The 20051-nt window shown below is 45.8% G+C and carries 10 protein-coding genes; 8 read left to right on the top strand and 2 right to left on the bottom strand.

All coding sequences use genetic code 11. The features are described 5' to 3' along the window. Positions 1-805: 805 nt before the first annotated feature. On the top strand, positions 806-1831 hold the full coding sequence (locus tag A3GI_RS0110105; protein WP_081612833.1) for a peptidoglycan DD-metalloendopeptidase family protein: 1026 nt from the start codon (positions 806-808) through the stop codon (positions 1829-1831). A 995-nt stretch (positions 1832-2826) separates the two neighbouring features. Here A3GI_RS0110105 and A3GI_RS0110100 read toward each other — a convergent pair. Next, the gene (locus A3GI_RS0110100; RefSeq protein WP_018361332.1) at positions 2827-3213 is read right to left on the bottom strand and encodes a hypothetical protein; all 387 of its coding nucleotides are present in this window, start codon (positions 3211-3213) and stop codon (positions 2827-2829) included. A 9-nt stretch (positions 3214-3222) separates the two neighbouring features. Further along, positions 3223-3948 (bottom strand): S24 family peptidase, encoded by a 726-nt coding sequence (locus A3GI_RS0110095; RefSeq protein ID WP_018361331.1) that lies wholly within the window; start codon positions 3946-3948, stop codon positions 3223-3225. 59 nt (positions 3949-4007) lie between these two features. Between A3GI_RS0110095 and A3GI_RS11695 the strand changes: the two genes are divergently transcribed. The 7 genes from A3GI_RS11695 to A3GI_RS0110060 all read left to right on the top strand — a co-directional run bounded on the left by A3GI_RS11695 (position 4008) and on the right by A3GI_RS0110060 (position 19985). After that, complete coding sequence (locus A3GI_RS11695; protein WP_018361330.1) at positions 4008-4166, top strand: hypothetical protein; 159 nt, start codon at positions 4008-4010, stop codon at positions 4164-4166. 343 nt (positions 4167-4509) lie between these two features. Continuing rightward, positions 4510-9300 (top strand): translocation/assembly module TamB domain-containing protein, encoded by a 4791-nt coding sequence (locus A3GI_RS0110085; RefSeq protein ID WP_018361329.1) that lies wholly within the window; start codon positions 4510-4512, stop codon positions 9298-9300. Beyond that, a complete protein-coding gene (tamL, locus tag A3GI_RS0110080; protein ID WP_018361328.1) occupies positions 9284-11713 on the top strand; it encodes a translocation and assembly module lipoprotein TamL in 2430 nt (809 codons plus the stop codon). Before A3GI_RS0110085 ends, tamL begins: the two co-directional genes overlap by 17 nt. Before the next feature lie 45 nt (positions 11714-11758). Beyond that, positions 11759-12163, top strand: coding sequence for a hypothetical protein (locus tag A3GI_RS0110075; RefSeq protein ID WP_018361327.1), 405 nt, complete (start codon positions 11759-11761; stop codon positions 12161-12163). A 175-nt stretch (positions 12164-12338) separates the two neighbouring features. Continuing rightward, positions 12339-15338 (top strand): RHS repeat domain-containing protein, encoded by a 3000-nt coding sequence (locus tag A3GI_RS0110070; protein WP_018361326.1) that lies wholly within the window; start codon positions 12339-12341, stop codon positions 15336-15338. Positions 15339-15478: 140 nt separating this feature from the next. Then, on the top strand, positions 15479-19561 hold the full coding sequence (locus tag A3GI_RS11690) for an RHS repeat domain-containing protein (RefSeq protein ID WP_147277710.1): 4083 nt from the start codon (positions 15479-15481) through the stop codon (positions 19559-19561). Further along, on the top strand, positions 19551-19985 hold the full coding sequence (locus A3GI_RS0110060) for a hypothetical protein (protein ID WP_018361324.1): 435 nt from the start codon (positions 19551-19553) through the stop codon (positions 19983-19985). The genes A3GI_RS11690 and A3GI_RS0110060 overlap by 11 nt, the downstream gene beginning before the upstream one ends. Positions 19986-20051 lie beyond the last annotated feature (66 nt).

Below are 20051 nucleotides of genomic sequence, written 5' to 3'. Positions count from 1 at the left end.
AGCGAATCTACAATGCTGTTGACCAGGCGCACAGGGTCATTGGCATCAATATCTTGACCAAGTTCTGCAGGAAATAGCAGGATGGGGTCGGATATGTAAGGACGAAAGTGTAACTTTGTATTCATTAAGTAATTGATATTTGCTAAGTTACTCAAACTTAGTGAACGAACGAAGCCCTGGCTCGTGAAAGTTGGGGCTTTGTCGTTGGATGAGGAATAAAAAAAGGAGGCTGCCCCAAAAATGAATTTTGACACAGCCCCTTTTTTAGATGCGTCATCATGCGCAAAGTACAAGGCGCTAAGACTGAAGGTTGAAGGGAGCGTACTGAAGTAAGTGACCGAAGCCGAATGTCGCAAGCAACGTCGTAATTTGCGCATGATGACACACCGTCATTTTCTGTGTTCCTCCCGATAGAATCTGCAACGTCATGCAAATTACCTATATATAGGTATAACTCTCTTCCCTTTTTGCTTTTATCCGAAGCTTCTGTCAGTTGTTAAAAAACGTGTATTCCTGTTGCTTTCAGGTCTTTTGTTCACAAAGTGCTTTTTAACAGCAAAAAATCGGATTAGAGAATAAATCAGAGAAAAAAAGATGTCGAAATGCAGAAAAAAAGCAATAATAAAGTGCAAAAGTTTGGTTTGTAAGAAAAGTTTCTTTTATCTTTGGACGTTACGTTTGTTTTTTAATGTTGTATGGTATTCTTTTTATTATACAATAATCATGTTTTTTAGACGTTTTACTAATGTGAAATATCTGAAAAATAAAGACGTTAATATCTCCAAGTAACATTATTAATTAATAAATGGTAAAGAAGAACCTTATTCTTTCATGCTGCTTTTTTTGCATCGGAACGCTGGTCAGTTGGGCTACTCCCTCACGGACTGCCGATACAGGAATAGGAGAAAGAAGCATGAGAGGACATCATTCATTGAGCCGAGACTCTGTGAAGGCCCTTCCCCAGTTGTTAGCTGATAAACTTGAGCTTGGCAAAAAGTTAGAAGCAGCTAAAAAAGCCTCAGATGCGGAGCTCCGGCAGGAGCTGCAAGCGGAAGCATTGGAATTCCCCGCCATAGAACTTTATGGCGAAAGTTCCTGGTCCGATCGCGTAAACCCTTTTACCGGTATGGGGGATGTTCAAATCCCTGATACTTATGAAATCGATTGTAATAACTTCGTAATGCCGATTCCTGCGGAGAAGACCCATATCTCCAGCCCTTACGGCTATCGCAAGCGTTTCCGGCGTATGCATTATGGTGTAGACCTCAAGCTCAATACGGGCGATACGGTGCGTGCGGCTTTTGACGGCAAAGTCCGAATTCGCAGCTATGAGCGTAAAGGATACGGTTATTACATCGTTATTCGCCATCCCAACGGTCTTGAAACGGTATACGGACACCTGAGCCGGCAGCTTGTCCGGGAAGGGCAGATCGTGTTGGCCGGACAGCCCATCGGATTGGGCGGCAATACCGGCCGTTCTTTCGGTTCTCACTTGCATCTTGAAACGCGATTCATGGGCATCCCCATCAATCCGGCATTCATTTTTGATTTTGAAAACGGTGCTCCGCTCAATGATGTTTTTGTATTCAAACGTAGCAACTACAGCTATGGCGGTAAAGCGTACGCATCCAATCGTTCGCTTCGTTCGAAAAAATCCTCATCGCAAACCCCATCTCCCAAACCGCGTGTTCACCGTGTGCGCAATGGCGAGTCTCTTTCCTCTATTGCAGCACGTTATGGGACAACAATCAATAAGATTTGCAGAGCTAATGGTATCAAGAGCAGCAAGCAGTTGATTGCCGGAAAAACCACTTTGAGAATACCGGATTAGTCTAAAATTATATACCGATATGTAATTATACATAGTTGATTTTTATATCCGCTTCTTTTCTGTGTCTTCAGCAGAAGGGAAGCGGATTTTTTGCTTAGTCGTGTAATGTAAGGGGGTAAAAACGAAATGGGATAAATTGTATACGCATCAAAATACGTTACTCTCCTGATTATTAGTGGGCTGTTGTCTGTTTGATTGATTTTGGCAACGCAAAACGAAAAGTTTAATTTGCTTTAATTCCGGTTTAATTTTCTGCGTCGCTCGAACGGTTGTTTTATACTGTTCGAGCTTTTTATTTAAGCCCTGTTTACTATTACTTTAATTAACAGCCCGGAAAGGCCTTAAAACGGCCTTAAAACGGGGTTTTAGCGGCTAACGGTAATGTTATCTGTTGTGTATCGGACCTGTGTTCGAATCGTCGAATATTGTTTGCTGTTGGTGGTTGATTTCAGGTTGGTTATTTTTCTGAATGTTGTGTTTAGACTTAGGTTTAGACTTAGGTTTAGACTTAGGTTTTTGGAGTATTGAAAAACGAAACGGGATAAAATATGGTGTTTAGACTTAGGTTTAGACTTAGGATTTTTGGTTTTTTGGGTCGGTTTGGATGGTAGAAAATACCCTGTTTTTCGCTGTTTTTTTACGGTTTTCGCGGTTTGGGTGGTGGAAAATACCCTGTTTTTATCGTGATTGTCACATGTAACTTATTGCAAATCAAATATATAAGAGTATATTTGAGTACAAAAAAATAAAAATCTATGTGTCATAATGGAATGAAAGGGATAAGTGCAGATTGGTTGTGCCCTATACTGGGGAATGAAAAGAGAAGAAAACAGCCAGACGGTTTTTTGTTTGCTCTTATTAGAATGTATAAGCACAATATAATATACGCTCATGCCATTAAGCAGCTATTATTATGTGTATCGAAAAAAGAACCCTGTCTTTGGGCTGTTACCGGCTTACATGAACTGGATTATTTCGCCGAGGAAGTTATGAATTTACTTAAACAGGAAAGAAAGTATTGCGATAACAGTGCTGACAATGGAAATGCTGATTAGATACGGTTCTCTTTTCAAAGCTCGGATTTGTCTTCGTATTAATTCTTCCTGTAATCTATCCTTTTCTCGGATTCTTTCCGCCTCTCTGTTTGCATCAATAAGCTTTTTGTGGAAGCCTCCTTGTTTTGCAACTTCCAATCCTGAAGGATAAACCATAAAAGTTCCGGCTCCTAAATATCTGCCACAATTTGCCTGTTCCAAAATCTCTCCAAGATCTTGCGCTACTTCCGGGGCAATAATGGTTTCAACCACCCTGCTATTTGTTTTTATTGCAGCTTCGAGTATTTTATCTAATTCGATAGCTTGTTGAGTCTCCGATATGGTCATATTAATGCTTTATACTATAGTATTCAGACGAATGGATGCTTTAATCAGTGCCAGTGCTCTGATGGATGATATCGGTATGTCTTTAGGGTTGTGATGTGGGTTATGGCTGACAAGTTTAACAAAGGTGTCGTTAATGTCTGATTTTTGTAGATACTTAACGGTGATATATTCTTCATCATCTACTGCTACGGAAAGGAGATACATTTCGCCCCAGAAAATTCCATATTCTATATCATGTACTTCTTTGTAGAGGACAATGTCTCCTGATTTCAGTATGGGATACATGCTATCCCCGACAACGTGTACGGCACCATCGCATTTTGGTAGATTAGGAATCCGGATGGTATCGATGATATTTTGATTTTTGTTTTCGAGGAGTGATTTTAATCCGGCTGTTGCTTCTATATCGTAAAGATATACGATTTGATTGTCGATTTGTTTTTCTGCTGTTTTCGGACGGTAGATGGTTTGCATATCGCTTACCATATTGCCCGCTTCTTCTTTTAGCATATTACCATGACCTGTAATTAACCATTCTGCGTTTATCTCTTTATAAACGGATAAAATTTTACCTATAACGTCGCCTCCAAATTCGCTGCTTAGACTTTTTCCTTTTAAGTTTTCATAAGATATTGAAATAGAGGAGCAAAGGGTTGTTTTGGGTATCCCTTTTTCTTTTGCAAAAGCCAACAACCTGCCTTTTATGGGTGAAATTTCTTTGTTAAAAGTTTGCATGTGTGAAATTTTACATATAAGTTTGTAGTGTAATCAAATTATTGACATGCAATAAAGATATGGAAAAAAGAGTAAAAAAGCAGATCATGATCCCCAAGGAGGTTCGTGCTGAAATCATCGGCAGGCTGAATGTGGATCCTGCGACCGTCACACGGGCATTGCAGTATATGGTAGATAACAGTACTGCGCGATTAAAATGGGAAATATTCTCTGCCTGATGGTGGAAAATTCTTCAGGCAAAGAAAAAAAATCCAAGTTAACTTCGTTGAAAATCCATAGCGCTACGGATTTTTGCCCATTGCTCGAAGATTTTTCAACTTCGAACAGCCTTTTTTCAGTACACGTCACACGTCAACACGTCACGCATCAACACCTCAAATTCGTGAACAAACACCGGCTTTTGTTTCGTTGCCGATGTATACTCTCAAAACCATTATTCCGAATTTATTTGACTTTTGCATTGGATGTCGAAATCTGCACATCACGAGTTGTGATAAGATTTTCTCCCCTTTGTGCTATCTTTGTGGTATATGGCTAATTGTATTTTTACAAGTCACCTTTATGAATTTTTTTCGTCGGCATTGGAAGCGAATAGTTCTGACTGTTATTCTTTTGCCTTTTATCATACTCCTTTTAGCCGGCATTCTGCTTTATACGCCTTCGGTGCAGCAGTGGGCCGTAAAGACGGTTTCTGAAAAACTGAGTGAAAGCACGGGGATGCTCGTTTCAGTAAAAAAACTGAACCTGAAATTTCCTGCCAAGCTGCGTATCGAAGGTGTCAGTATGCTCCGTTCTCCCCAAGATACGCTGTTGATTGCAGAAGAACTTCAGGTTCGGGTCGACCCTTTGCCTCTGATCAATAACCGTGTGAAAGTACCCCTACTCGATATTCGCGAAGCTTATCTTAATCTGCCCGACAGCACGGGGCAGAACGAAATGAAGATCCGGATAAACGGCGTGAAAGCGCGCAACCTTTTTGCCAATCTTAAAGATCACACGGCACAACTCGGCAGTTGGGAGGTCGACGGCGGTTCTTTTTTTATGTGTAACCGGCTGCTTTCGGAAAAAGAAGAGAAGAAAGAAGAAAGCAAGCCGCTAAACTGGCGTCTTCAAATGGACCGGTTAGGGATGAAGAATATCGAAGCTGTTATCGATATGCCTTTGGACAGCCTGTTAGTCGATGCCCATGTCGGTTGGGGTGAGATTTCCAGACCGGCTGTGGATTTAAGTACCATCTTGGTGACGGCATCCCGTTTAATCTTGAAAGATTCGCGTGTGACTTATGCTACGGATCATGGGGCTGCAGTTAAAGAGGGGATGGATTTTACCCATCTTGTGATCGATCCGCTTTCATTGGAAGCCCGGAACATCCGTTCGGAAATAATCAAGCTCGATGTGGAGGTGGTGAAGTTGGAGGCAAAAGACCGTAGCGGCCTCGAGATACGACACTTCAGCTCCAAGTATCACATGGATGAAAAGGGCTTGAAGGCCTGGAATCTTGTTTTGCGAACCGGCGAATCCGAGGTTATCGGCCGTAACCTCAGCCTCCCATGGGGCATCTTTAATTTGGATTCCACTGCCATGGTCAAGCTGGATATGGATGCTTCCGTTGGTATGGGAGATCTTCGCAATCTGTCCGAAATCAGCTTTGAAAATGTCATTGAAAAAATAGAAGACGAGCGTGTCTATAGCAAAAAAGAAAAAGGCACGTTGCCTCCCATCGAAATATCGGCCAATGCTTCGGGCACCGTCAATGAGATGAATGTGAAGGCATTGAAAATATTCTGGCCCTCCGTGATGGATGCCGAAATGAAAGGCAAGGCCGTTTATCTTACCGACAACAAACGCCGCCGAGGTGCTTTCAGTCTTGAAGCGGGTTTTCAGGAGCATGCTTCCACGCTGCTTTCGGTTGCCGGTAAAGATGTTCTTTCACGTTTTCATATCCCGTCCGGAACCACAGTAAGCGGCAATCTCGATTTGAGGAAAGATCTTTATAAAATACTGCTCGATTTGCGAGACCGTAATGCAACAATGACGGTGGACGGCAATTATATGGCTTTGGGCAATAAATATGCCGTCAATTTTCAGACCGAAAATCTCGACATGAGGCGTTTTATGCCTTTCGACAGTCTTGGCTCCGTTTCTGTACAACTGGAAGCTTATGGTTACGGATTTGATTTGCTGAATACCAAGAGTTCTGCGGAGCTGAAGTTGCGGGTCGATCGTTTGGAATATAAACAATTGCTGGTGGACAGTCTTACGGCCGATGGCCGTTTGAACAACGGAGCCCTCTTTCTGGCTCTGAATTCGGAAAACACTCATGCCAATATCGTGGCGCAGGTGGATGCTATTCTCAGCAGGGAAGAGATTGACGGCAGTATCAACCTCGATGTGCAGGAGCTCGATTTGCAGGCCATAGGCATAAGCACTGCACCGCTGAATTTCAAAACCAATCTCTTGGCAGAGTTACGCTCCGATATGCAGCATACTCACCGTATCGATTGCGAGATTACCGATGCCCGCATCAACTTCAACGGAGATCCTATCTCACCCGAGAGGATAGATATTAAAGGTCGGGCTATGCCCGACAGCACGTCTTTGGATATTTCTTCCGGCGATATGTTCATGGGCTTCAGGGCACAGAGCGGACTCAAACAGTTGTTGGACAGTTTTGGCAAAGTATCGGAAAAAATATCTGCCGAAATCGGTAAAATAACCGAAGGCAAAGAACCTCCGGCTTACCTGCAGGAGGTGATACCTCTTTTGCCCGGTGCCCGGTTGAATATGTCTGCGGGAAGAAATAATGCACTCTGGTCTTATTTACGTCTCAAGCGAATTTCTTTCGAATCTGTAGAGACCAGCCTGAGCACTTCTCCTCTGAAAGGATTGCAGGCCGAAGTGAATGTAGCGGAGCTGGCTCTGGACACGACCCGTATAAGCCGGGGAGCGTTATCCGTGGATACCCGCATGTTTTCATCCGGAGATACGCTGACAGCAGATAATACGGTGCTGGACATCGATCTTTCTTTGGATCGCAGACGCTATCGCAACCAGTCTCCCCTTCATGTGAGAGGTAAGGTAACAGGCTCTTTGCGGTATGCTGTTGCCGGTGTGGAACTGCAGGATGATTATCAGAAGACAATGCACCGTATCGGACTTCGCGGGGAGTGGGATAAGGATCGATACGAGCTTCATTTTTTGCCTGAAAAGCCCGTTATTCTGGCTTATGCTCCGTTTACCGTTAATGCAGATAACGAGATATCGTTGAATAAACAGAGCGGATCCGTAGCGGCCAATCTCCGGCTGACCGGAGAAAAGGATGCCTTCCTGAGTTTGCAGACAAACAATCCCGACCCTGTTACGAATGATATTAACCTGATAATCCAGCGGTTGGATTTGAAGCTGTTCGAACGGTGGAAGCGGACACCTCCGATGAGCGGTACCGTCTTTGCCGATGTAAAGGTGGTACGTGTCCTCGAAAAGGATGCTCAGCCGGTAATTACAGGCGACCTGTCCGTAAGCGATTTTGCTTACGACGGTAAGGAGCTGGGGCATATCGGTTCGGCTCTCTTCTACGAACCCCGTAATGACCGGTCTCATTACATTACGGCCGAAATCAGCCACAACAGGCGACCGTCGTTATCCGTAAACGGTATTTACCGTACGGGAGATGTGCAAGAGGCCTTGTCGGGAGATGTGAATGTGGAAGGATTGCCTTTGGCCATCGCAAACCCGTTTATCGGTAAAGATTTGGCGCAACTCAGCGGAACGGTCAACGGCAAGGTGAAACTCGGCGGAACGATGAAAAACATCGATATGAATGGGGCTGTGGATTTCGACGATGTGCTGCTCAATATCAAACAGTATGGTTCTCAACTGCGGTTAGACACCATACAGATACCCATAAAAGACTCCAAGCTGTTTTTCAATCATTTTGCCATCTCCCCCGAACGGCATCCTGACCAGGCTGTATACGTGGACGGTTATTTTACCTTTTTGGGTAAAGATGCTCTGACCACCGATCTCCGGGTAAAAGCCGACGAGGTAGAGATTACCAACAGTAAACGCACTGCGGACAAACAGGCGCTTTTCGGGCGTCTGATTGCCAGTGCCGATCTGAAGATGACGGGGCGTGCCGATAAGCCGCGCATCCGTGGCTCTCTGGATGTGCTCGGCGGCACCAATGTGACCTACGTTATGCAGGCACAGGGGCTGAACACCGATGATAAGATGAGCGATGTGATTGTGTTTACCGATTTCCGGGATACGTTGTTTACACCCGAACCGGTCAATACCACAGAATTGGGTGGCCTCGATATTGCGGTATCGATGCATATAGACCCTGCCGTTATTGTTAATGTAGACCTTGGAACAGGAGATTCGGACAAGTTGTCCGTAATCGGAGGTGGCGATCTCAGTTTCAGCTATCCGCCATACGGTGAGATGAGCCTTTTGGGAACGTACAGGATGTCCGGAGGCAGTCTGAAATACAATTTGGGTCCTTTGTTCGGAGCCAAAGAGTTTACCATAGACCCGAAAAGCTATGTTCAGTTCAATGGCAAACCTGAAAATCCTTATCTCCATTTTACAGCCCTTCATCAACTGAAAGCCAATGTCAGCGACGGTACCAAAAACGCTTCCCGGCGGGTGGAATTTATAGTCAGCATCAAAGCCCGGGAATTTCTGGAGAAACTCAAGTTGAATTTCGATGTAGATGCTCCTGCCGATCTGATGGTCAGAAATATTTTGAGCGGTATGAATGAAGAGGAACGGGGAAAACAGGCTATTGCCCTTATGGCTACCGGCTCATTTATGCCCGGGCAGGGAACTTCTGCCGGCGGAGGGCTCAACTTCAACGGGGCCTTGTCCGGTCTTCTCCAATCCTCCGTGAATAAAATATTCGGCAAAGTGTTGGAGGGTACCAGCTTTAATCTGGGTATGGAACGAAACGACGGACTCGGAGGGGCTACCTATACGAACTACACTTACAGCTTCAGCCACAGTTTTTATAACGACCGCATCCGCGCTATTGTGGGCGGTAAGGTGCAGAGCGGCAATGTGCCCACCAATAAGGAACAGACGTTTATCGACAATGCGGCTCTGGAATATCAGGTAGACAAAGCCGGCACGCAGTATCTCAAGCTGTTCCATCAGCGTGTGTTTGATAATCTGGTGGATGGTGAAATAGCGGAAACCGGGTTCAGCTACGTAATCAGACGCAAGTTGGATGCGCTCACCGACCTGTTCAGGTTCAGGAGGAGGCCGCAGCCGCAACCGGAGTCTCAGCCCGAAAAGAAGCCTCTTGAGGCAACAGAACCGATAGAAAAGATTAAAAATGAAGAAGCGAAATAAAAATACGCCGACCCTCCCGGTCCTGCTATTCCTGTTCATTATGGCAGGATGTTCGGTAACCGCCAATTTGCCTGAAAATCAACAGCTTTATGCCGGCCTCAAGGGTATCGAGGTAAAGGATGAAGATAAAAGCAAATTCGGACAGTCGGCTCTTGCCTCGGCCGAGAAACCGTTGAAAGTAAAACCCAACAATGCGTTGTTTAACGACCCTTCCCGGCGTTCTCCTCTACCTTCGTTCGGCCTGTTTATGTATAATAAATTCGTCAATGACAATACGGCTTTAGGGAAATGGTTCTTTAAGAAATTTGCAGCCAAGCCGATTTTTATTTCGGATGTCAACCCGTCTGCACGTGCTACTGTGGCGCAAAATATTCTGCATGAATACGGTTATTTCAATGCCGAAATCCAAAGCGAGGTCATTCCTTCCAAAAAAGATTCTTTGGAAGCCAAAGTAAGGTATACCATTCATATGGGTACTCCTTATATTTACGATTCCATCGAATATCTTCCTCCCATTCATCTTCATGACAGTACGGTGCTCGACCACAGCAAACTGTCGCAGCTGCATAAGGGAGATAATTTTTCGTTGGATGGTCTGGTTGCAGACCGCAAAGAGATCAGCAATAAACTGAGGGATTACGGCTTCTATTTCTTTCGTCCGAACGATGTCGCTTTCGAAGCCGATACGCTCATCGCTCCGGGCAAAGTGCAGGTACGTACATTGCTTCCTGCCAATCTGCCCCGCCAGTCTCGCATGCCCTGGCAGATCGGCCGCATAGAGCTGCAGATGCGCAACCGGCAGGATGTGCTTCAAAATCGGGAGCTGAAAGATTCCGTACTGATAGACAGTGCCATACTGGTTCGCTTCAATGACGGACTGCCCATCCGAAAGAATGTACTCAAAAACCGTATCATGTTTCGCCCGGGCGATTTCTTCAATCAAACGAGAGAGGGGTCGACCCTTACGGCTCTCAGTGCCTTGGGCACATTTTCCAGCACCCGGTTCGTATATACGCCGCGTAACACGGAGGTACCGCAAACCGATACCGTGACGCGGCAAATGGAGGTGCTTGACAAGGAGGATGTGAAGCAGTTGTTTTTGCCTTATTCGGATGCCGGTAAGCTCGATCTCGAGGTGCGCATGATACAGGATAAACTTTGGGATGTTTCCATAGAAGCGCTCTATAAGGTAAAGAGCAATAATTATATGGGGCCGGGGCTGAATCTGGGTTTGGCGCGGCACAATATTTTCAAGGGCGGTGAAGTGCTTTCTCTGGATCTGTATGGCAGCTACGAGTGGCAGACAGGCAAGTCGCCTTTCGATAAACGTGCTTTCGATATCAACACCTACCAGTTCGGTGCAGACTTGAGTCTTAAGTTCCCGGCTTTGCTGATGCCGGTGTTGAGTGATCGTTATCTGAACGGTACGGCACGCACCACTTTTACGCTCGGAGCTTCTGTGCTCAACCGGGCTAATTTCTTCCGGATGAACTCTTTCGGGTTCGGCTTTATCTATGATTTTAATGTCACCCCGATCAATCAGCACAGCATTACGCCATTGCGCATCAACTATAATATGCTTTCCAGCCGTTCCCGGGAGTTTGATCAATTGATGGACGAAAACCCCGCACTACGCCTCAGTTTGCAAAGCCAGCTCATCGTGCAGAACGGATATACTTACACCTTCGATAATATCCCTGATTCCCGTATGGCACACCACATCTGGTTTCGTGTGGGAGTTTCGCAGGCAGGTAACCTGCTGAATCTTTTCTACAAGATGGCCGGCAAACCCTATAACGATACCAAGAAACTGATGGGCGTACCGTTTGCCCAGTTCGTCAAGGGTACGGGCGAGCTGCGCTATACCTACACCATAGACCGCAACCAGAGTTTGGCCATGCGTGTGGGCGGAGGCATCATCTACAGCTACGGCAATATGATCATACCGCCTTACAGCGAACAGTTTTATGTGGGTGGAGCCAACAGTATCCGGGCTTTTACCGTTCGCAGTCTGGGCCCCGGCAGTTTTAAGCCCGACCTTGAAGACCGTTATGGTTTCATCGATCAGACCGGTAGCGTAAAACTCGAAGCCAATCTGGAGTATCGGGGCAAACTGATCGGAAATCTTCATGGGGCGGTCTTTCTGGATTCGGGTAATGTGTGGTTGCTCAGAAGAGACGATCGCCGCCCCGGAGGCTCTCTCAGGGAAATATCTTCGACCACGGACTTTTTCAAGCAGATTGCCCTGGGTACGGGTGTGGGCTTGCGCTATGACCTCTCTTTCCTTGTGGTTCGTTTCGATGCGGGCATCGGTTTGCACCTGCCTTACGAAACGATCAAAAAAGGATATTACAATATTCCGCGTTTCAAAGATGGTCTGGCCTACCATCTGGCCATCGGTTATCCGTTCTAAACACAACGCCATGATTTCTTTTGCAAAACTTATGGCACCCTGTGCTTGCAGAATCGGGCAAGAGGTTTTTATCGAGCTTTATCTCGAGCTTTTACCACGGGGCAGTATGCGCAGCATATCACTCCGGAACAGGCTCGGGAGACTTTGGCACGACTGATGGCTGAGGGGTGGGGTATTATTGCATTCGACTATATCTGGACTACCCGGCAGGCCGCACACCGTGCCTGGCTGGGGGGATATAAAAAAGACGGCGAGTCTCTTACAGCGCCGGATGCACTCAAAAAAAGTTCTCGCTTCGTGGTTCGAGCAGGAGCGAGAGCCGGAAGAGCTGCTGCTCACGATGCCCGAGACTTCGCGTTTGTATACTGTAAGCCGTCAGCAGGTTACCTTTTGGAAAAAACGCTGAAAACAAACCGAAGAAACAAATATTTCGATATTTCCCCATTTTGATCGGGTTGTTTTTAGAAAGTGGTATTTTTTTTAATGTCACTTTTTTGTATATGATGGAAAATTTGTATAATTGCGAATAAAACATCAAAATATTTTCACGTTTTTCTTTTGTTTAATTCGATTAAAAACTCATTTGTCATACCAGATGGCATTTATTAAAAGATAATTCAGATTCATGAAAAAGGTAATCTTTCTGCTGTTTTTTCTCTCTCCTTTTATTCTTTTTTCGCAAAAAATTTCTATTTGCAGCCCCACGGCAACCAATCTGGGACTTTATGGAGAGATTCCCGTATCGTATTATACGGGTATTCCGGACATTTCGATTCCTTTATATGAAATTAAAGGGAAAAAGCTTCGTGTGCCTTTGCGCCTTCGTTATCATCCGGCCGGTATTCGTCCCGAAATACATCCGGGGCCGGTGGGCTTGGGCTGGTCCTTGGAAGCCGGGGGAGTAATCAGCCGCACTGTCAGAGGCAGTGGAGTTGATGAAAGTCTTTCTACTTCAAGTTTTCAAAAAGTAAGAGGATTTTTAACGTATGCTCACCCTCAAGGATGGATGGCCCAAAGTGACTGGAAGAAAAATGCAGAAAACGCTCTGAAGAATAATTGTACCCTTTGTCGAGAAAAAACGTCGCGTTCCTTTTTGGAAGATATCGAACCTGATGAATTTCATTTTTCCCTGCCAAATCTTTCAGGTAAATTTTATTTCGATCATACGGGAAAAATACAGGTTCAGTGCGACAGGCCTGTAAAAGTGATTGCATATGACGGTTTTATAACTCCTGATAAGGAAGGCATTCGGTTAGATTATGCCGATTATTCCGGTCATATTCGGGCGTTCAAATCTTTTATTCTCATGGATGAAGAGGGTACGCAATATAAGTTTGGTGGTCCTACGGCAATTGAATTTTCGGACCCAATCTCTTATGGTCGAAAAGGATTAAACGAAGTAAAAATTCCTACCGGAGAATTATTACACGCAACTTCATGGTTTTTGACAGAAATTATTTCTGCAGACAGTTTGGAGACGATTCGGTTAGAATACGAACGGGGGCCTTTTGTAAGCCAATTGTATCGTTCCTGGGATTACTTCGAGTATAAGCATGCAAATGGTCAGGGAACGCAATGGAACAGTTTGGAAATAGACGGTACATTCATCTCTCCGGTCTATTTGAACAGAATCGAGGTGTTTAGCGGAAAAGCCAGAGATTTGCAAGTCGATTTTTCTTACAGTGTCAGCAATGAACTCAAATATACAGAGCAACAGTATAGAGAAACATATCTCAATACTCCCGAAACCATGGATCAGTTTCTTCTATTAACCAAAATTCAGGCAATCCCAAGATTAAAGGATGATAAACCTCTATATTCTCTGAAGGAAAGACTGGATCATATCCAGTGGCTTAAACTGGACAGTATTTCTGTGAAAACGGATACGCTTACGTCCCCCTTAAGGCAGATACACCTGAGTTATAATGACCGTCCCGAAGAGCGTTTGTTTTTAGAGGCGCTCCGGATATCTGCGAAAGCCGTCGGTTCTTCTCTCGATATGCTGAATTATGGATTTATATATAAAAACAGAGAAAAGCTACCCCCTTATCTGGCCTGTATGACTGATCATTGGGGATTCAACAATGGCAAAAAGATTTCCGGTAGCGGTTTCATCTTTGAAAATAAGAAACCGGACTCCCGATATACCGATAGCGGAGTATTGTCCGGGATCCGTTATCCTACGGGAGGAACAGTATCGTTTGAATACGAACTGCACGACTATGGTAAGGTTGTGGATACGAAAGACCGCACACAAGTGGTCGCAAAGGAAGGAAAAGCAAGCGGTTTGCGGATAAAGAAAATCACCTCCGAAGCTTCTATCCGTGAGTTCTTTTATAGAAAGGCGCCGGATTACCCCCTTTCGAGCGGAGTGTTGAACATGCTTCCGCAATACCGCAATACCATCAAAGGCAAAGACTGCGGGGGAAAAGGGTTTGAAGTGATACAGGTTAAGAGCATGCCGGTTATTCCGCTGACAAAAGAGAATGAGGGCTTATACATGGGCTACACCTCTGTTTGCGAGCGCATTTCAGGTATAGATGGTTATGTTCGTTATGATTATACGAACCATGATAACGGGTATACGGATACCCGGCTACAGGACGGGATGTGGAACCGCGAAATTTTCATTACTTCCCCTCACTGCTCGCGCTATTTCGAGCGTGGACGGCTTAAGGCGCAGATGCATTATAACGGCAAAGGGATGCCGGTTGCCAGGCACATTACGGAGTGGGCACGTTACGGATCTCAAGGCGAAGATAACCCACGAGCTTTTTTCTTTGAGGGTCTTCCTTTCGGTTATTCTTACTGCTCGAGTGCCGCCTACCTCCATTACTGCTATAAGTTTTTACCTGCCCGAACGGAAGATACGCTATATGACCCCACGGGGCAGAACCCTGTAACGGTTTGCACCGAATATACCTACGGCGACGGCCTTTTGCTGGGGATGCTGCGAACGAAGATACAAAACCTCAGCGATGGCAGCCGGCGCAGGGAAACGTTTAAATACCCTTCGGATTATCAGTCTTCTCCCTACAAATCGATGGTGGAAAAATATATGTTGAATCCGGTAGTGGAATATTCGGTTTTTAACGGCAGCACCCTTGTTGAAAAGGTGCAGAACGATTACGAGCGGCATCATAATTTGTTTTATGCGCCGAAAGAATCTCGTCATCAACAGGGTGGAGGACCGCTGGAAAGTCGTTTTGCTTATCGATACGATTCCCGGGGAAATGTGCGGGAAGTAGTCAAGGATGGAGCCGAGCGTACCGTTTATATTTGGGGATACGATTACCTGTACCCGATAGCCGAGATTTTGAATGCCGATATCCAAGAGGTCGAAAAGGCCGTGAAATCCGTTTTTGGTGTCGAAAATCTCGAAGCCCTCTCGGAGCAGCGCATCCCCGATGAATCCAAGCTGAGGAATGGCAGTCTGCAGCGTGCTCTTCCCCAGGCGCTTGTAACGACGTACACTTATCGCCCACAGGTGGGAATGACATCCGGAACAGATTCCCGCGGCGTAACCACGTCTTATGCTTATGATGGTCTGGGGCGTCTCAGAGAAATCAGAGACCATGCCGGAAAAGTTCAGGAGCGATACGAATATCACTACCGCAACCGATAAGAGTGAGAGAGAAAGGGGTGTTTCATGGTTATGATTCACTTCATCGGGATATAATATCACAGTATACATATTACATAGAACAGACGGGAGCCGGCGGATTTTTGATCCGCTTCCTGCAAAATACATTACATTTAAGAATTATGATATCCATGCGTGCACGTTCTTTAATCCGGTTTGCCTTTGGGCTGCTGTCGGTTTTTTTGTTGCTCCTTTTGGCACAAACGCCTTTATGGGGGCAGTTTACCCGGCCTGTCACATGCGATCTTTATCCGTCCGAACCGGGCGTTTTGCTCTTCACCTCCGTCGGTCAGGAGCGTACGATTACGTTAAGAGGGGCAGCCGCTTCTCCTTCCGGGGGCACAGAACGTCTGTGTCCATATCGCATGCAACCCTCCTCTTATTTTCGATTCACACAGCTTGACGGAGGACGGAAGTTGCGCATCAAACTGCTTCGTTTTCAATCCGAATATGGAGTGTCCGAGCCTCCTGCTCCGGAGTTTATCGTCTTTCTGAGCGCATCGGATCCGCGTGTGGAGCTTCTTCGTATTCCCGTACGCATTCGGAAAGAGGAGGGAACGGAATTGAACGGTGGTGACATCGGTATTCTGTCTCTTGGAAAATATGTTTATTCCGAAGTCATCCCTATCGGTCAGAAGCCTTCTCTTTTGAGCAATCAGAAGCCTGCTTTCGGAGGAGGAAGCGGCGAGTACCGTTACCAGTGGCAACAGTCTTCCATAGAGCCCTCTTTGTCGATCGGGGATCCGTCTATCGGAGACGGTTACGACTGGCAAGACGTTCCCGGAGCAACGGATCTGTCGTATGCACCTCCGGCACAAATCCGCTCTGCGGCTTTCCGGCGTGTTGTCCGACAGGGCGAGCGCGTTTCGACATCGAATGTCGTCACGGTTTACGTGCGAAATCCTTCTACGCCCAATTTCCCGGTCGATGACCCTTCACCGGCTCCATCGGTGGAGAGCCGCCCTTCGTTGGAAGAGAACCATATCCTGATGCGCACGATGCAGAATGAAGCGGGAACGGTTTTCCGGGACCGTATCGTGTATCATGACGGTCTGGGGCGCCCCGTACAAACCGTGCTGAGTCGTCAGGGAGGCGGTGATGCCCGCAAAGATCTTGTGAGCATCCGGCAGTACGACTCTGCCGGTCGCGAAGGAAATGAATGGCTTTACACTCCCGTAACGGCTACTTCTCCGGGAGGTTATGTGGCGTTATCCGCCTTCGAGTCTTCCTCGCGTGCCTTTTACGCTGATGACGCTCCTTATTCTACCCCCATATACGAAGATTCGCCGTTGAGCCGTCAGGTTGCTTACTATGGCCCCGGCTCCCTTTGGCGTTCGGCACAGAGCGCAACGCATGCGTTGCCGCTCGGCAATACAGCTTCGGGTGAACTGCGTTGCGCTTTGTTCAGAGTTTCTTCTCCGGTATCGGTGGAGCGTAAAGGGAGCTATAATCCGGGAGAACTGTATGTGACACAAAAAAAGGATGAAGACGGGAATGTTTCTTACACTTTCAGGGACAAGCTCGGGCAGATTCTGCTGGAACGGCAGATGAACGGATCGGATCCTTGCGATACGTATTTTGTTTACGATGCGTTCGGAAATGTCCGCTATGTGCTTCCTCCCGAAGCCTCTGCAAGGTTATCGTCCGATGGAGTGTGGGCGGACTCGCACGACGTTTTGAGCAAGTATGCCTATATCTACAAGTATGATGGGCGCCGTCGTTGCATCGAGAAAAAACTCCCCGGCAATGCTGCCGTGCAGATGAGATATGACCGGTGCGACCGTCTCATTTTTGTTCAGGACGGTGTCCGGCGTTCCCGGGAAGAATGGATGTTCCGTCTATATGATACTTTCGGGCGCGAAACCGTTCAAGGAGTCTGCCGCATGGTCTCCCCTCCTGCAACCGACAATACGGTTGTCCGGACCGAATATACCGGAAACGGACCTCTTTCGGGTTACCGGATCAATCTCGGTTTGGAGAACTGTACGGTTTTGAGAGTGAATTACTATGACGATTATGCTTTTTTAGAGAATCTGTCGTCTGAAGCTCGTGTGAATCTTGAGGATCGTTCGGTTCGAGGCTATGGTACGGTATCTCGTCAGACACGCGGGTTGAGGACCGGCATCCGGGTTTACGGAGTGTCTTCGGAAAAAATCGATGAAATCTCTGCGATCTATTATGATGTTCGGGGACGTGTTGTTCAGACCCACGGAAACAATCATGTGTCGGGGTTCGATGACGAATACTTTTATTACGGTTTCACCGACAGAGTGCTACGTCGCATGTTGGTACATTCGTCGCGTGGCCATGTAGTTCAGGAGACGTATGTTTACGCTTACGATGCAGCCGATCGTCTGACGGATGTTAAGCACAAAGTCAATTCATCCGGTTCGGTGACGCTTTCACATTATATTTATGATGCTTCCGGCCGTTTGCTGGAGAAACATCAGGGAGGGGGTTCTGCAGAGAAAATGCGTTATGCCTGTAACGTTCGTGGTTGGCTTACGGGTCTCAGGGGAAGGTCTTTCAGCCAGACGCTTGCCTACAATGCCGATTGGGGCGGTCTCAGCGCAGTAAATAAACGTTACAACGGTAACCTTTCTGCAATGAGTTGGAAGGTCTCGGGCGATTCCCGTGAGAGGGAGTACCGTTTCATCTATGACGGCCTTAACCGTCTGACGGGTAGCTATTATGACGAGCGTGGCGTAACGGGTCATGTTAAGGGTCGTTTCGATGAGTTGCTGACGTACGACGGTGGTGGCAACGTTGTTACACTGGTTCGCTCCGGTCCTCTTTCTTCGGGCGGTTACGGTCTTACGGACGACCTTGTTTGTAGCTATACGGGAAATCGTCTTATGGATGTTTCGGACCGTATTCCCGATTCGTCTGTGGGAGTTGGTGCAACGCATTTCCGTGATGTTCGGGGCAACGTTTCGGACTATGCTTACGATGAAAATGGCAATCCGTTGCGTGACATGAACCGTGGTATTGCTTCTCTGACATACAATGTATTGAATCTTCCGGAGCGTGTTACCTTCTCGAGGGGCAGTGTGATAGAGAATGTTTACGGGTACGACGGTTTGAATCGTGCTACGGTTTACCTCTGCGCGGGAGATACGAGTCGAAGGGATTATGCGGGGAGCCGTATTTATGACAACGGCCATTTGCGTTTTTTGCTGACTGAGGAAGGTTACGTGACTTTTTCTGGAGAAGTTCCCCGTTATCATTATTATGTGAAGGATCATCAGGGAAACAACCGTTTGGTTTTGGATGAGAGAGGAGTTTTGGAGCAGGTTAACCACTATTATCCCTTTGGGGGTCTTTTCGGTGCGGGTTTGCAGTCTTCGTCCCAGCCATACCGTTACAACGGAAAGGAGCTGGAGAGGTTCGAGGGTCTGGAGTTGTATGACTATGGAGCCCGTCATTACGACCCTGCATTGGGACGTTGGACGACGGTCGATCCGTCGGCAGAGAAATATTATGCTATCTCTCCCTATGCCTACTGTGCGAATAATCCGGTGAATATGATTGACTCGGATGGAAGAGATAGTTATTTATTAGTTTGGTTTTCAAAGAATAATGAAACCGGACACGCAGGTATTGCTGTTGATAACTATAAGCAACAACAAATTATGGACAGTAAGGGCAAGCCCATTTTGGATAGCAAGGGCAAGCCTACCTATGAAATGGTTAAAGACGGAACTATGACCTATTATGATTTGTGGCCAAATAACCCCGTAGGGAAAACTGAGTTACAAAGCAATGTAAAGTCTGACTATTCCAAAGGTGTAATTATTAATAGCCTATCGGATTTAACTACAAAAGACCCAACAGGTTCGAGAAGCGGTAATGTAAGTGCAGAAGGAAGAGCAGCAGACGGAATTGTGCAGATAGGTACGACCTATACCCAAGACACAAAAATTCAAGTTTATGCTTCAAATACGGCTAATTCAGGTAAAGCATATAATGCAAGTAGCTTTAATTGTTCTACCTTTGCTGAAAGTGCTTTAAAAACGGTTTTCCCAACATTAAATGCAAGTCAATATGTAAAAATTCCTTTTCCATTAAATGTAATATACAAAAATACAACAGTTGTAGCACCTAATAATTTATACAATGCAACAATGAAATTGCCAAATGCTAAAAATATAAGTGGACCCAAATCTGTTGTTGCCAAACCTTATTTGGAATATTATGGAAAATAAAACTATCTTATATTTGTTCTGTTCTCTTATGTTGTCAATGAGTTCTTGTTCTGTTAATAAAACAGTAAAATTAGAAACGCCTTTTGTTGCAGTTGTCAAGCTGATAGATGCCGAGCAGGCATTGGATTTAGAAAACGCAAAACAATATATTGATGTGGCTCAGGTGTATACGAAATTTGGTTCAGAAAATCCACAAGAAGATTGGGAAAAATTGATACGGTTTAATTATAATCTTGGCAGGGATAAAAAATTTACAAATAATTTTGAATATAGGAACTATGATATAGAAGAAACGATCAATGGTAATAATGCAAGCATTTGTTTTAAAGCAAAAAGAGATAGCGTAAGTATAAAAACAATAATTTATGGATTAGAGAAACGACAGAAAAAATGGATAGTTGTTTCTATCAATTATGTGAAATGAATACAAGCCTCGCACTTGCGGGGTTTTTCTTTTTCTTTTTTGGCGACTTTGCCGCTGAAAAAGATT

The sequence above is a fragment of the Porphyromonas macacae DSM 20710 = JCM 13914 genome (genome assembly GCF_000379945.1).
GTDB lineage: Bacteria > Bacteroidota > Bacteroidia > Bacteroidales > Porphyromonadaceae > Porphyromonas > Porphyromonas macacae.
Note: the sequence above shows the minus strand (reverse complement) of the source record. Positions and strands in the feature narration are given on the sequence as shown.